General features: G+C 46.0%; 19 protein-coding genes and 1 pseudogene. 18 read left to right on the forward strand and 2 right to left on the reverse strand.

The window, feature by feature from the left end; all coding sequences use genetic code 11:
- The first annotated feature begins 1 nt into the window (after position 1).
- The 6 genes from atpD to AC0L13_RS02445 all read left to right on the forward strand — a co-directional run bounded on the left by atpD (position 2) and on the right by AC0L13_RS02445 (position 5,606).
- Entirely contained in the window at positions 2-1,417 is a 1,416-nt protein-coding gene (atpD, locus tag AC0L13_RS02420; protein WP_473643587.1) for a F0F1 ATP synthase subunit beta, read from the forward strand.
- Positions 1,418-1,439: 22 nt separating this feature from the next.
- Positions 1,440-1,841, forward strand: a complete 402-nt coding sequence (locus tag AC0L13_RS02425) for a F0F1 ATP synthase subunit epsilon (protein ID WP_473643589.1) — start codon at positions 1,440-1,442, stop codon at positions 1,839-1,841.
- A 96-nt stretch (positions 1,842-1,937) separates the two neighbouring features.
- Complete coding sequence (locus AC0L13_RS02430; RefSeq protein ID WP_473643591.1) at positions 1,938-2,174, forward strand: DUF1146 family protein; 237 nt, start codon at positions 1,938-1,940, stop codon at positions 2,172-2,174.
- 393 nt (positions 2,175-2,567) lie between these two features.
- Positions 2,568-3,869: a UDP-N-acetylglucosamine 1-carboxyvinyltransferase gene (gene murA / locus AC0L13_RS02435; RefSeq protein WP_473643593.1), complete on the forward strand. Its 1,302-nt coding sequence runs from the start codon at positions 2,568-2,570 to the stop codon at positions 3,867-3,869.
- 80 nt (positions 3,870-3,949) lie between these two features.
- Positions 3,950-4,942, forward strand: coding sequence for a stage II sporulation protein D (spoIID, locus tag AC0L13_RS02440; RefSeq protein ID WP_473646818.1), 993 nt, complete (start codon positions 3,950-3,952; stop codon positions 4,940-4,942).
- 10 nt (positions 4,943-4,952) lie between these two features.
- On the forward strand, positions 4,953-5,606 hold the full coding sequence (locus tag AC0L13_RS02445; RefSeq protein WP_473643595.1) for a peptidoglycan DD-metalloendopeptidase family protein: 654 nt from the start codon (positions 4,953-4,955) through the stop codon (positions 5,604-5,606).
- 116 nt (positions 5,607-5,722) lie between these two features.
- On the opposite strand, the gene AC0L13_RS02450 is transcribed toward AC0L13_RS02445, so the two are convergent.
- A complete protein-coding gene (locus AC0L13_RS02450) occupies positions 5,723-5,968 on the reverse strand; it encodes a hypothetical protein (protein ID WP_473643598.1) in 246 nt (81 codons plus the stop codon).
- A gap of 145 nt (positions 5,969-6,113) precedes the next feature.
- Between AC0L13_RS02450 and AC0L13_RS02455 the strand changes: the two genes are divergently transcribed.
- The 8 genes from AC0L13_RS02455 to AC0L13_RS02490 all read left to right on the forward strand — a co-directional run bounded on the left by AC0L13_RS02455 (position 6,114) and on the right by AC0L13_RS02490 (position 11,383).
- Positions 6,114-6,383 carry a sporulation transcriptional regulator SpoIIID gene (locus AC0L13_RS02455; RefSeq protein WP_440498216.1) on the forward strand — a complete coding sequence of 90 codons (270 nt, stop codon included), beginning with the start codon at positions 6,114-6,116 and terminating at the stop codon, positions 6,381-6,383.
- Positions 6,384-6,749: 366 nt separating this feature from the next.
- Entirely contained in the window at positions 6,750-7,742 is a 993-nt protein-coding gene (gene mreB, locus AC0L13_RS02460) for a rod shape-determining protein MreB (RefSeq protein WP_473646821.1), read from the forward strand.
- A 90-nt stretch (positions 7,743-7,832) separates the two neighbouring features.
- Positions 7,833-8,672, forward strand: coding sequence for a flagellar hook-basal body protein (locus AC0L13_RS02465; protein WP_473643600.1), 840 nt, complete (start codon positions 7,833-7,835; stop codon positions 8,670-8,672).
- Positions 8,673-8,697: 25 nt separating this feature from the next.
- Complete coding sequence (locus tag AC0L13_RS02470; protein ID WP_473643602.1) at positions 8,698-9,534, forward strand: flagellar hook-basal body protein; 837 nt, start codon at positions 8,698-8,700, stop codon at positions 9,532-9,534.
- Positions 9,535-9,556: 22 nt separating this feature from the next.
- The gene (locus AC0L13_RS02475; protein ID WP_473643604.1) at positions 9,557-9,892 is read left to right on the forward strand and encodes a DNA-directed RNA polymerase subunit beta; all 336 of its coding nucleotides are present in this window, start codon (positions 9,557-9,559) and stop codon (positions 9,890-9,892) included.
- Positions 9,893-9,956: 64 nt separating this feature from the next.
- The gene (gene fabZ, locus AC0L13_RS02480) at positions 9,957-10,394 is read left to right on the forward strand and encodes a 3-hydroxyacyl-ACP dehydratase FabZ (RefSeq protein WP_440498211.1); all 438 of its coding nucleotides are present in this window, start codon (positions 9,957-9,959) and stop codon (positions 10,392-10,394) included.
- Between the two features lie 103 nt (positions 10,395-10,497).
- On the forward strand, positions 10,498-10,890 hold the full coding sequence (locus AC0L13_RS02485; protein ID WP_473643606.1) for a hypothetical protein: 393 nt from the start codon (positions 10,498-10,500) through the stop codon (positions 10,888-10,890).
- Positions 10,891-10,978: 88 nt separating this feature from the next.
- Positions 10,979-11,383, forward strand: coding sequence for a hypothetical protein (locus AC0L13_RS02490; RefSeq protein WP_473643608.1), 405 nt, complete (start codon positions 10,979-10,981; stop codon positions 11,381-11,383).
- A gap of 133 nt (positions 11,384-11,516) precedes the next feature.
- Here the strand turns inward: AC0L13_RS02490 and AC0L13_RS02495 are convergent, their stop codons facing one another.
- The gene (locus AC0L13_RS02495; protein ID WP_473643611.1) at positions 11,517-11,954 is read right to left on the reverse strand and encodes a YwpF family protein; all 438 of its coding nucleotides are present in this window, start codon (positions 11,952-11,954) and stop codon (positions 11,517-11,519) included.
- 244 nt (positions 11,955-12,198) lie between these two features.
- Between AC0L13_RS02495 and AC0L13_RS02500 the strand changes: the two genes are divergently transcribed.
- The 4 genes and pseudogenes from AC0L13_RS02500 to AC0L13_RS02515 all read left to right on the forward strand — a co-directional run bounded on the left by AC0L13_RS02500 (position 12,199) and on the right by AC0L13_RS02515 (position 14,754).
- Entirely contained in the window at positions 12,199-12,657 is a 459-nt protein-coding gene (locus AC0L13_RS02500; protein ID WP_473643613.1) for a single-stranded DNA-binding protein, read from the forward strand.
- Between the two features lie 364 nt (positions 12,658-13,021).
- A pseudogene (locus AC0L13_RS02505) lies at positions 13,022-13,264 on the forward strand (MerR family DNA-binding transcriptional regulator); the annotation flags it as partial.
- A 36-nt stretch (positions 13,265-13,300) separates the two neighbouring features.
- Complete coding sequence (locus AC0L13_RS02510; RefSeq protein WP_473643615.1) at positions 13,301-14,422, forward strand: RNA-guided endonuclease InsQ/TnpB family protein; 1,122 nt, start codon at positions 13,301-13,303, stop codon at positions 14,420-14,422.
- A gap of 161 nt (positions 14,423-14,583) precedes the next feature.
- Positions 14,584-14,754, forward strand: a complete 171-nt coding sequence (locus tag AC0L13_RS02515) for a hypothetical protein (RefSeq protein ID WP_473643618.1) — start codon at positions 14,584-14,586, stop codon at positions 14,752-14,754.
- Positions 14,755-14,767: the final 13 nt, after the last annotated feature.

The raw sequence follows: 14,767 nt of genomic DNA on the forward strand, positions 1-14,767 counted from the left end.
CATGAGTAACGGACATATCCTTCAAGTTATGGGTCCGGTTGTTGACGTTAAATTTGAAAACGGTCAGCTTCCAGCGATCTACAACTCATTGAAGGTTCAAATTGAACGTCCAGGCAGTGCGCCTGAAACGTTGACTCTTGAAGTCGCACTCCACCTTGGGGACGACTCAGTACGCACAATTGCGATGTCATCCACTGACGGCTTGAAACGTGGCGCTCTTGTAGAAGATACAGGTTCTCCAATTTCAGTTCCGGTCGGTAACGTGACACTTGGACGCGTATTCAACGTACTTGGAGAAAAAATCGACCTTGGTGAGGAAATTCCGGCAGCAGAACGCCGCGATCCAATCCACCGTCTAGCTCCAAAATTCGAAAACCTTTCAACAGAAGTTGAAATTCTTGAAACAGGTATTAAAGTTGTTGACTTGCTTGCACCATACATCAAAGGTGGTAAAATCGGCCTCTTCGGTGGTGCCGGTGTAGGTAAAACAGTTCTTATCCAAGAATTGATCAACAACATCGCTCAAGAACACGGCGGTATTTCCGTATTCGCAGGTGTTGGTGAGCGTACTCGTGAAGGGAACGACTTGTTCCATGAAATGACGGACTCCGGCGTTATTAACAAAACGGCGATGGTATTCGGTCAAATGAACGAGCCTCCTGGCGCACGTATGCGTGTTGCATTGACAGGTTTGACAATGGCAGAATACTTCCGTGACGAACAAGGCGCAGACGTTCTATTGTTCATTGACAACATCTTCCGCTTTACACAAGCAGGTTCTGAAGTATCCGCACTTCTTGGCCGTATGCCATCTGCCGTTGGTTACCAACCGACACTTGCAACTGAGATGGGACAGCTTCAAGAGCGTATCACTTCAACTAACGTAGGTTCAGTTACATCTATCCAAGCGATCTACGTACCAGCCGATGACTATACGGACCCGGCTCCGGCTACGACATTCGCTCACTTGGACGCAACGACAAACCTTGAGCGTAAACTATCTGAAATGGGTATCTACCCTGCGGTTGACCCACTTGCATCTACTTCACGCGCACTAAGCCCTGAAATCGTCGGCGAAGAGCACTATGAAGTAGCACGTCAAGTACAAACAACATTGCAGCGTTACCGTGAACTTCAAGATATTATCGCAATCCTAGGTATGGATGAGTTGAGCGAAGATGACAAGCTCGTCGTAGGACGCGCACGTCGTATCCAATTCTTCCTCTCCCAAAACTTCCACGTTGCCGAGCAGTTCACAGGACAACCAGGTTCTTACGTTCCAGTTGCTGAAACTGTTAAAGGCTTCAAAGAAATTTTGGACGGTCGCTATGACCACCTTCCAGAAGATGCATTCCGTCTCGTCGGACGCATCGAAGAAGTTATCGAAAAAGCGAAAAGCATGGGCGTAGAGGTCTAATAACAGGGAGGGAAATGATCAAATGAAGACAGTAAAAGTCAATATCGTCACTCCCGACGGTCCTGTTAGTGAAACTGAAGCGGATATGGTGATCGCTGCCACGGAAACTGGCGAAATCGGGATCCTTCCCGGCCATATCGCAATGGTTGCACCGCTCCAAATCGGTGCCCTTCGCCTAAAAAAAGACAACTCGACTGTACATGTCGCCGTCCATGGCGGGTTCATCGAAGTTCGTCCGGATGTTGTCACCGTTTTAGCGCAACAAGCTGAATTGGCTTCCGATATCGACATCTCCCGCGCCAAACGCGCAGCGAAACGAGCGGAAGAAAAACTACAAGCCAAAACAGACAAACTTGAAGCTCAGTTGGCGGAACTCGACCTCAAACGGGCCATCAATCGAATCAACGTTTACGAATCGAAATAATAGATGTAACTAGTTGGCGGGCAGAGGGAGTCTTTCTTCTGCCCGTATTTTCTTGCATGGAAATCTTATCTAATAGAGTTAAAAGGAGGCAGGACTATGAACGACGTATTTGCACATAACCCGATGCTCGCCATCGTCTCGCATATTTTTTTCATCGGCCTGTCATTTTATGCACTACAATCGATCATGCCTGAAAAAATCATTAAAAAGAACCACGTTTTTCAAGCGCAGCTGCTGTTTATTTTATTGAGTTTTGCTATAGGTTCAACCGTATCAAATTTCTTTTTAGACATATCCTATTGGTCAGGAAGAGTTCCTGCCATGTTCAACTAAGTTTGCCTGAATAAAAATCGGGTACGTAGTCAGTAGGCTAACGTCTCAGTAATAACTACTCATATGCCACTGGATCCATGTCATCGCCGCGTCTACATATCGATGTGTACGGGGCGATGGCATGAAATGAAAAAATGTTTAATTTCCGATAGTTCTTGGGAATTACATAAGTGCATTTGTCAAATGCCTATTAAGGAAAGCACACAAATCGACATATGGGTACATATTATAGACTATCTTGTAGATAGACGGGAAAATAGCTCTGTAGTTACTTGTTTAATAATGTAGAGCATTGTAGAATAGTATGTGTTTTTATGTTTAAATTATGACGAAAAAAATCAACAGTAAATATTATGGCAAACAGTATAAATTTTTGAGTCGGAGGGGCTTTTTGTGGACAAAATAATTATTAACGGTGGACGCGTTCTTCACGGCAACGTGCGTGTTGAAGGCGCTAAAAATGCGGTGTTGCCGATCTTGGCCGCTGCATTGCTCGCGTCGGACGGTCCTAATATCATTCGTGATGTGCCTAATCTATCGGACGTCTCCACAATCAACGAAGTAGTCAAGAGCCTGAATGCAAAGGTCAACTACGATCCAGCTAGAGGGCAAGTGATCATTGATTCAACAGAGGAGCTTGCAAGCGAAGCACATTTTGAATATGTACGTAAAATGCGTGCGTCAATCTTAGTCATGGGACCATTGCTCGCGCGCAACGGTTTCGCACGCGTAGCTTTACCTGGAGGGTGTGCAATCGGCTCCCGGCCGATCGACCAGCATCTGAAAGGATTCGAAGCGATGGGCGCGGAGATTACATTCGGACACGGACATGTCGAAGCAAAAGCGGAAAACGGCCTTAAAGGGGCTAAGATCTATTTGGACTTCCCGAGCGTCGGCGCAACGGAAAACATTATGACTGCAGCAGCTTTGGCAAAAGGGACGACAATTATCGAAAACGCGGCGAAAGAGCCGGAAATTGTCGATTTAGCGAACTTCATCAACGAAATGGGCGGAAGAGTCATCGGTGCTGGTACGGACGCAATTCGTATCGAAGGTGTCGAGAAGCTCCACGGAACGATTCATCATATTATTCCTGACCGCATCGAAGCCGGTACATTCATGGTCGCAGCAGCGATTACAGGCGGCGACGTAACGATTGAAAACGCATTGCCTGAGCATAATGCAGCGTTAATTTCTAAGCTCGGCGAAATGGGCGTCATTATCACCGAGTTGGACGAAGGCTTACGCATTCAGGCGAAGCATCCTTTGAAAGCGGTCGACTTGAAAACGATGCCGCATCCTGGATTCCCGACAGATATGCAATCACAAATGATGGCACTTATGCTGACGGCATCCGGAACGGGAGTGCTTACAGAAACGGTATTTGAAAACCGCTTCATGCACGTTGAAGAATTCCGTCGCATGAACGCAAGTGTCAAAATCGAAGGACGCTCCGTCATCATTTCAGGACCATCTGATCTACAAGGTGCCGAAGTCGCAGCGACAGACTTGCGCGCGGCAGCTGCCCTCATCTTGGCAGGTCTCGTAGCGGAAGGCGTAACACGCGTAACGGAATTGGATCATTTGGACCGTGGGTATGTCGATTTCCATAAGAAATTAAAAGCGCTCGGCGCAGACATCGAACGCATTTCAACAGAAGAATCGAAAACAGTTACAGAGAAGCAACTCGTCTGACAGTACTTATCATACTTTTATTCGAAGCTTCCATACACTGCTCCTTGTCATATCGACAAGGAGCAGTTTTTTTGAATGAAATGAGAGGCTTCATCATACAATCGAATATGGACAAACTACTAGCCGCTTTATTCATCGTACTACTATTTTTCATTCCCATCCTCATGAAAACGACACCGGCCGAACCCGAGAAAAATGTAGCAATGGAAGATCCTTGCGCAATCTATATCACTGTGGAAGGGGTGGACAAGCCTTTGCCGCTTGAGGAGTATGTCATAGGGGTTGTCGCTGGCGAAATGCCGATTGACTTCCACGACGAAGCCTTAAGGGCGCAAGCGATTGCGGCTCGGACATATGCACTGCGGACGACGGATGGCGGTAAAAAGCCGATCGAAGCGACCGTCTCTGCCCAAGTGTACAAAACTGCAGCGGAACGGAAGGAACGCTGGGGAAAGAAATTCAAGCAAAATGAGAAGAAACTACGTGATATTGTCGCATCGACCGAGGGGAAGACGATCGTTTATGGTGATGAAATGATTACCGCGATGTTTTTTTCGACATCGAATGGGAAGACTGAAACCGCACAAAACTATAGCGGCAACCCGATTCCTTATTTACAGAGCGTTGAAAGCCCAGGAGAGGAAGTCGTCGCCGCGGAAGTGGAGCGGCGCATCGAAATGCCGATCACGGAGTGGAATGAAGTACTCGGATCTGATTGGAAAGCCGATCGATTCAAAAGCCTCCAGCTCGTCCGCAATCAAACGGGCCGTGTGCAAAAAGCCGTCTCCACGGATTTCGAAATGAGCGGACGTGAAATGCGGGAAGCACTTGGACTAGCATCAACGGACTTCAACATTGCCTACGACATTACAAACGAGCTCGTCCTCATTACGACGAAGGGATACGGGCATGGAGTCGGCATGAGCCAATACGGCGCCGAGGCCTTCGCCCAGAAAGGATGGGCAGCTGAAAACATACTTACCTACTATTATTCCGGCACGGTAATAAAAAAGTTTGAAGTAGACGAATCTGAATGTTTAAAATCACCAACACTTGCAAACAATAGCAAGTGAGGTGATGATAATGCGAGAAGAAAAACCGAAATCCCCTTCTCAGAAGAATAAGAGTCAGAAGAATAGATGGTTCTGGCCGGCCATCTATGCAGGTATCGCGATCGTCTTCGTCGGCATGATTTGGGGCTACAATGCCTTCATCCAAAAAGGGCCGAATGAAACAGCCGACGTCGCAACAGATCCAAACGCTCCACCGATCGTCGAAACAAATGCTTCAAACGAAGTACTCAAATTTCCTTTCAACGAAGACCAACTTGATAACGTGGCAATTATACAAGAGTACTATGATGTAGAAGCCGATGAAGAAACACGTGAAAACGCACTTCTTGTCTTCAACCAAACGTATTATACAAACAAAGGCGTCTCGATCTCGATGGAAGGCCAACCATTTGAAGTCGTCGCAGCCCTTAGCGGAACAGTGAAAGAAGTCATTATCGATCAATTCAAAGGTGCTGAAGTCAAAATCGAACACGCCAACGGAATGACAACACTTTACGGCTCCTTGACTGGCATTCTCGTCAAAGAAGGAGACGAAGTTGTCCAAGGCCAATCACTCGGCACCGCCACAAGCAACGAATGGAACGCAAAAGCCGGCACACACTTGCACTTCGAAGTCCACCAAGACGGTGTCCCAGTCAACCCGCGTTCATTCCTAGGATTCTAACCAACGAAACCACTCTCAATGCGAGAGTGGTTTTTTGATTGGTAGGATCAGCAGATTCTGTAATGAAAAATGGTTAACAAATCGTATATAAGAGATTCAGATTTATAATAATCATTTCAAAACAGGGCTTGAATTGTCAAAGGCATTTGGCGCGACAGATGTTGGTTAAGAAGGTTATGAAGTTCCGCGTCCAAAGCAACGTCCCCCGCGTCCAAAGTGTGATGTTCCGCGTCCAAAGAGCTGTCTGCTGCGTCCAAAGCGACGTCACCTACGTCCAAAGTATGTTGTTCCACTTCCAAAGTGCTGCCTCCCACGTCCAAAACAACGCCACCCGCGTCCAAAGTGGTGGTTCTCACGCCCAAAGAAACACCTCCAACGCCCAAAGAAAATCCTCAGCCCTCTCTATAAAAGAATAACCTTACAACTCCAAACACCCCTTTGACATAACCGCCGCCTCCGCCGCATAGGATAAAGGAAGAAATGGAGCTGACAGGAAAGGAAGAGGGCGTGCACGAGCAAATTCGGAGGCGATGCGTGCGCCTCGGCAAAATGTTGCTGGACACAGGACTTACCGTACGGGCGCTGGCGAAATCGACGGGCTATTCGAAAAGCACGGTCCATAAGGATTTGACGGAGCGGCTGCCGAATGTGGATGTGGAGTTGTCTGAAGAAGTCGCCAAAATACTTGCCTATCATAAGTCTGTCAGACATTTAAGAGGCGGTGAAGCAACACGGATGAAATGGATGAATGAAAATAAGAAAGCCCGCAACACATGACGGGAATAGACGGGGCCAATCGACCATCCTTGCAGGAAGGCGGACACCCTGTCTTTTCGCATGGAAAAAAACCAGTTGGCCTTCCGGAAAAAACCGAACAATTACAATTAAAATGTTTTATAATTATATATATGTCTTTTAGATTGGAATGAAAAAGAACTACATAAAAATGATTGTCAAAATACTAATTTCGACAAATATCCTGTAAAAAACACCCAATCGACATGATTCACCAAGAACTAGATTTCTGTATAAAAAAATGCAAAATACCTGTCAAATTTTGTGTTAATCAAAGAGGCGATATGGTACAATCTATAGTTAGGAGATTCAATGCTCGAACTGAAGTTGGAAGGGGAAACGGGACTAATGTTTGCTAAGGATATCGGGATCGACCTTGGGACTGCGAATGTGTTGATTCACGTAAAAGGGAAAGGCATCGTACTTGACGAGCCAGCAGTTGTCGCAATCGACAAACATACAAATAAAGTATTGGCGGTTGGCACAGAAGCGAGTAAAATGGTAGGAAGGACACCAGGCAATATTATTGCCATCCGTCCAATGAAAGATGGCGTAATCGCTGATTTTGACGTGACAGAAATGATGCTGCGTCATTTTATAAATAAATTGAATGTCAAAGGATTCCTATCTAAACCGCGGATCCTTGTCTGCTGTCCGACGAACATTACGAACGTCGAGCAGAAGGCGATTCAAGATGCGGCGGAGAAATCTGGGGGCAAAAAAGTGTATCTCGAAGAAGAACCGAAAGTTGCGGCGATTGGCGCTGGCATGGACATTTTCCAGCCGAGCGGCAACATGGTCATTGACATCGGCGGCGGAACGACGGATGTCGCAGTGCTGTCGATGGGGGACATCGTTACTTCCGAATCGATCAAAGCCGCTGGCGACATGTTTGACAATGATATTATTCAATCAATCAAGAAAAAATATAAATTGCTCATCGGCGAGCGGACAGCGGAAACGATCAAGAAAGAGATCGCGACTGTCTTTCCGGGCAGCCGAAAAGAGCAGATGGACATCCGTGGCCGCGATATGGTCAGCGGGCTTCCACGTACGATTACGATCAATTCCGAAGAAGTACGGGAAGCACTTAGTGAGTCGGTCGGCATGATCGTCCAATCCGCGAAAAACGTATTGGAGAAAACCCCGCCGGAACTATCCGCGGACATTATCGATAGAGGCGTTTTCCTTACAGGTGGCGGCGCTTTATTGCACGGGATTGATCAGCTGCTTGCTGAGGAATTGAAAGTACCGGTATTTATTTCGGACAACCCGCTCAGCTGTGTAGCGATCGGAACGGGAATCCTCCTCGAGAATATTAGCAAAGCATCTCGATATTAATTAAAAAATAAAAAGTCCGTTTGAATAAATAAATGACGGATACATCCGAAAATAAAAGAAGGACGTAAAAAATGAAAGGAGGCGGGCATCATGTTCCGTGGATTTTACACAGTCGGCTCTGGCATGATCGCGCAGCAGCGCAGGACGGAGATGCTAGCAAACAATATTGCGAACGCCAATACACCAGGATTTAAAGCTGAACAGTCGAGCATCCGTTCATTCCCGGAAATGTTCATGTCGAGCCTTAACTCGCAACGCATTCCGACTGAAAAAGGCATTCTACTGAAAGGTCTTTCGCCTGTTGGGGAACTTTCTACTGGTGTATACATGCAAGAGACGATGCCGCTTTTCACGCAAGGAAGCCTTCGTGAAACAGGCATGACGACGGACGTTGCGCTATTGGACGGCAGCTTGCCGATCGACGCAGAATCTGGTGAACAAGGAGCTGTCTTTTTCCGTCTAGAAAACGAAAACGGCAATGAGCTTTACACGAAAAACGGGAATTTCACTATAGACGCAGCTGGCTACTTGACGAATCCGATGGGGTATTACGTTCTTGATACGAACGGTCAGCGGATCCAACTGCAAAATGATGATTTCAGCATTACGGATGCTGGAGACATTATGCAAGAAGGAGCAACGGTTGCGACTCTCGGTGTTTCATTCGCGGAACAGCCCGGAACTCTCCTGAAACAAGGGAACGGTCTGTTTGCAAGCGAGAACGGCAACTTGCCTGAAGCGCAAAATGCAGCAGGTGTCGGTTATTCATTCCAACAAGGCTATTTGGAAGGCTCCAACGTGGATCCCGCAAAATCAATGACGGATATGCTTGCCGCGTACCGTGCATTTGAAGCGAATCAAAAAATCTTGCAAGCGTATGATCGGAGTATGGAAAAAGCCGTGAACGAAATTGGACGTGTCAACGGATGACGCGTTTTGAAAGGGGCCGAAACGAATGATACGATCAATGACGACGGCAGTTAACACGATGAACCAATTGCAAAATCAATTCGACATTATCGGGAATAACCTTGCAAATTCGGCGACAAACGGGTATAAATCGAGTGAAGCCAATTTTCATGAACTGCTTTACCAGCAATTCAATAATGATAAAGCCGATACGGCGCAGCGCCAATCTCCGGCAGGCATCCGGTATGGCGTAGGCGCAATGCTCGGTCCAGCGAAAATGAAATGGACGGTTGGCTCTATGCAAATGACAGGTCGCGAACTCGATTTTGCGTTGACCGAACCGAAGCAATACTTTAACATTATCATGCCCGGAGAAGACGGGGAGCAAACCGTCTATACGCGTGCTGGGAATTTTTACGTTTCGCCTGTTGAAGGCGGCAATTTGATGCTCGTCAACGGTGCCGGCTATCCTGTCGCGAATAGTGCAGGTCAACCGATCACATTTGCGGATAACGTCAAAAATTACAATATGCTTCCTGGCGGTGTCCTCGAAGTGACGCAAAACGATGGAAACGTTCAACGAATCGAAATGGGCGTCACGACGTTGGAACGTCCGAACGTAATGAGCCGCATTTCCGACACTCTGCTCGCTTTGCCCAACAACGTGGCGGAACTTGGTGTCGCTGTCGGTGACATCCTGACGGAAATGAATGGCGCGAACCGGAACCGAATCGGCATGGAAAATCAAAAGCTTGAAGCGTCCAACGTCAATTACGAAAAAGAGATGACAGACCTGATCAACGTCCAGCGTTCTTACCAATTCAACGCGCGGACGGTCACGCTTGCCGATCAAATGTTAGGCTTGATCAATAACATTCGATAAGCCGCGCTAGGGAGAATCCGATATGATAGAAGAAAAACAGAAACATCCTCAATGGGACCATATAAAACAAAAAGACACGACAGAGCGGCAAATTGTCGCGTCTCGCGTGGCACGTAACCAACAAAAGAAGCAGAAGTCCGTCAAAGAGGAAACGAGCGACAAGCGGCGCATTTGGGTTCAGATCCGACTGCTGCCAATCTGGTTGCGGATATTGCTTGTCCTACTGTTGGTAGCGGGCGCAGCGGTTCTTGGAGCTATGATCGGCTACGGCTACGTCGGCGACGGCGAGCCATCGGACGTGCTCAAAAAAGAAACGTGGACCCATATACTCGATATCATAAATGGGAAAGAGTCGTAACGGCTCTTTCATTCATTTTTATTTTCATTAAAAAAATACATACATTACAGGGAGGATAAAGGAAATGCTAAACGCAGAACAGATTCAAGAAATCATTCCCCACCGCTATCCTTTTCTTTTAGTCGATAGAATTACAGAAATTGAAGAGGGGAAACGAGTCGTTGGGTTAAAAAACGTCACAATCAACGAAGACTTTTTCAACGGACACTTTCCGGGCTACCCGGTTATGCCGGGCGTCTTGATCGTTGAAGCGCTTGCCCAAGTCGGCGCTGTTGCCATCCTCCAAAAAGAGGAAAATCGTGGACGCCTTGCATTTTTTGCAGGCATCGATAATTGCCGATTCAAGCGTCAAGTAGTTCCTGGGGACCAGTTGAGATTGGAAGTTGAAATTACTAGAATGCGCGGTTCTATCGGAAAAGGGAAAGCGGTTGCGACTGTTGACGGAGAAATCGCATGCGAAACGGAAATCACTTTCGCACTAGGACCGGTAGCAAAAGCCTAAATTAATTTGCGCACGTGCAAAATGTCAGCTACAATGGAAAGTGCAGTGTGTTTACTTGCTTGCCTAACACATGCACGTTTAGAGTGGGAGGTACCAACCAATTATGTACAATGATCTTTCTCCAAATATAAAGAGCAGCATCACGCGCTCCATCACCCAAACATTCGAACAATATATGACGAATATCGCTTGGGACGAAGAGCTGTACGACATCGAAGACTTCATCGATTCATGGCGCGAATACATCACGACGAAAGCGATTTGGTATGAGCGGATTCCGGACGACATGAAAAGAGACCCGCAATTCCACGAAGATCTCGCCCAGCGAATCAATGAAGTCATCCAACGCATCATTAGCGAGCCGCCTTCCGAGGAGCAGATCGCTAACATCCAGATCATGCAGGAAAAACTGGATACGCATTTGACATACGACTGCAAAGCCGAAGCGGTTTTTGTCGAAACAGTGCTCAAAGATCGTCTCGAAAAAGAACAATAAAAAGTATGGATAGTTCCCTCCTTTTTAGCCAACCTACGAGTATCATACGATTTGTATGATAGAGGCTTGTGGAAAGGAGGGAATTTTCATGTTCAAAAAAGCGATACCGTTCGTACTCGTTTCCGGGCTTGCTCTAACGGCGTGTGCCAACAACAACGACGACAACGTCCCGAACAACAACGAAACGCCGATGGAAAACTTGGATGACGGACTGCGTGACACGACTCCACGAGTCAATGACGGCGCAGGACCGGACATGGATGGCATCGATAACGGACTCGATGGGGATAACAACGGTGTAAACAACGGAATCATTAATGATGATAACGGAAATAATGGAATCATCAATGACAGAGACCGTAACACTGGAGACATGAACGGTGACAACACAACATCACCAAACGATGACATCATGACAGATGACAACACAACAACTCCAAACGACACCGAGACCAATCGTAACCGCAACAAGAACAATAACAACAACCGCTAACCGCAAGCCGAAAGAAAACCGCCACCCCCGGCGGTTTTTCTTATGTTATAGGATGATTCAAGGTACATTCTTTCACTCTCAATGTCCATTCTTTTCGGGACAACAAAAAAAGCCGCCCTCAACAGGCAGCTCCTCAAACTTCTTCCCGATCCTTCTTCAACCGAGGACGCTCGCGCATATCCGACTCAAAACGCTTCAACAGCTCCTCGCCGCTTAACCCTTCGGTAATCAATTCCTCCAATAAATGCTCCGCATACTGCGTCCGGGCACGCTTCAATCGACCCTTCAACAGTACCGAAATATGATCCCCGATCTGCTCCACAGCATCAACCGCCACGCGGAATCCCGCAGGCTCGTTTTCCGGATACGAAATGACAACGCGCGCTTCAAGCAATTCACCCGATTCCTTCCAGCCTTCGAACAACTGCTGGTGTTCCTGATCAATGAACAGTTCGAGAATCCACATCCGGTGGCTATTCTCCTGATTAATAATAATGCCATCAACTAGCGGAAAGTCCTGGATTTTATCGTCTATTAAAATACCGACCGAAATCATTTTAAATGTCTTCATATGCGCCACCCCGCTCACTTTTGCATCAAGTATACCATATGCCGGAAAAAAACTTCAGAAACAGCCAAGCTCGAATTATCTCGAATAAATGAAAACTTCCAACCCCTCAATAATATGCCTCTTTCTTCATCTCACAGCCAAAAGATCAATGCCATAATCCTATCAAAAATCAATTTTACCGATTTGCGCCAATTTTCAATCTGTCTTAGAATAAAGGCATCACAAGAAGAAAGGAGGGAAAACAGTGAACCAAGTTGCACTCGTAGGGCGCGTCACCAAGGATCCGATTTTAAGAAGATTGTCGGAAGGTAGGCTGCAAACGAGCTTCATCCTTGCCGTGAACCGCAAATTCAAAAACCAAAATGGCGAAGTAGATGCCGACTTCATACTTTGCACAGCTTGGGGGAAAGTCGCGGAAAACACGGCGAAGCATTGCGGAAAAGGATCCTTAATAGGTGTCGGTGGGCGGATTCAATCGAGAACGTACGAACGGGAAGACAAAAGCCGCGTCTTCGTTACCGAAGTGATCGGTGAGGAAATCCGTTTTCTCGCGACGAAACGGAGAGAGAACGACAACTTGTATGGAGAGCCTGAAAGCAATGTGCAACAGAGCGGCGGCAATGAAAGAAAAGCAGACCAGGAGAGAGTCAGCTCAAATTTCCATTTGCCTCAAGACGAGAAAGAGGGACTGCCTATCTATTAACTCAAGGATGATACATAGGGGGGCAGGGAAAGAACGGATAAAGGAGGACCGCTAGAAAGGTACAGGCACACTAAACAGAATAGTGAAATGAAGAATATCTACGAGAAAAGAAGACGTAAAAGGTGATCGGGATATGGAAGGGTGGGGGTCCTCCCATATCCACAGGGGAAGCATTGCCATCTGCCAATTAGGCAATGCTTTGCTGCGTAGGCCTCATGATCTTGGCCAACATAATGCGGCGGGGGCCGCTCCCGCCGCAATAACTTAAGGAGGGTAATAACAGTCGACATAAGGCTACAAAAGAATATAAAACCTTTTAATCTTATTATAATTTTCTGTATGATGAAATTAGAGGTAGTAGTGAATGAAGTATTTTTCAATAGGCGAATTTGCTGAATTGATTGGGAAAACGCGTCAGACATTACGAAATTGGGAGAAGCGAGGGGTTTTCAAGCCACATCATGTTACAGAAAGCGGTTACCGATATTACTCCCAAGGACAACTCCATCACTTCTTAGGCATCAAAGATGAAAGACAACTGAATAAAGTGGTAATAGGTTATTGCAGGGTTTGTTCGCAGAAACAAAAAGATGATTTGGAAAGACAAACAAAGCCAAGAAGATGATCAAGGAGTTGTTAGAAAATGATTCTAGCGAAGAAAATCAGACTCCGACCGACTAGAGAACAGGAAGAACAGTTATGGAAGTCTGTAGGTACTGCCAGATGGGCGTATAATTGGGCGTTAAATAGACAACAGGAAAACTTCGAGCAGGGAAACAAGTTTATTCCCAATATCATTTTACGAAAAGAACTGACGGAATTGAAGCAAACAGAAGCATTTAATTGGTTATATGAGGTTTCAAACAATGTTACCAAACAAGCGATAAAGGATGCTTGCAATGCCTATCAACGTTTTTTAAAAGGAAAGGCAAAGTTTCCAAAGTATAAAAATCGGAAGAAATCCAAACCATCATTTTATAATGATACTGCTAAATTGAAGGTGAAAAAGAATCTTGTGTTGATCGAAAAAGTGGGTTGGATCAAAACTAGTGAACAGATTCCAATGGGGGTTGCATACACCAATCCGAGAATTAGCTTTGACAATAAATATTGGTATATTTCCGTAGGGATTGAACAGGAATTTGAACTGCATGAACTAACAGATGAAATCATCGGAATTGATTTAGGGATTAAAGAGTTGGCAGTTTGTTCCAATGGCCAAGTATTCAAGAATATCAATAAAACGGAAGAAATAAGAAAGACCGGGAAACGCTTGCGTAGGTTGCAACGAAGCGTATCGCGCAAATATGAAATGAATAAGGAGGGAGACCGTTTCGTCAAAACGAGCAACATTATAAAACTTGAAAAGCAGATACAACACCTACACAGGCGATTATCCAATATCCGAAACAATCATATCCACCAGGCGACGAACGCTATCGTGAAAACCAAACCAAGCGACGTTGTGATGGAAGATTTGAATGTAAGCGGTATGATAAAAAACCGTCATCTTTCAAAAGCAATTGGAAACCAGAAATTCCATGAGTTCATTCGCCAAATGGAATATAAGTGCGAAAAATATGGAATTGGATTCACTAAAGCGGATCGTTTTTACCCGTCTTCCAAAAAGTGTTCATCATGTGGAACGATTAAAAAGGACCTTAAACTGTCTGATCGTGTGTTTTCATGTGAATGTGGATTGAAGTTGGATCGGGATAGAAATGCATCGTTAAATTTGGCAAGCTACGAAGGATTAACAGTTTAGTCACCAACAAGACACTGTTAATGTGTAGGGTCCGTTGTACCCGAATTTACGCTTGTGGACTGTTAGACCAAACGAAAGTAGCTTCGGCAAAATCGGGCAGGATGAAGCAAGAATCAAACAGGCTTTATAGTGTTTTATAAGGTTTTGGCAACGGGAAGTGCATGGAACAATACGAACAATGTGAACAACAGCTTATCCGCATGGAACTGCAAGTCGGACAACTCATCCGCATCATCGCCAGCATGAATGAGCGGATCAAAGAGTTGGAGGAAAAAGAGCGCGCAAGAAAAATCATCCCAATACATATGCGGCGCCCCGTTCATCGGATGTGAAAAACCCCGGTTC

Source organism: Sporosarcina sp. QA0331, assembly GCF_055808055.1.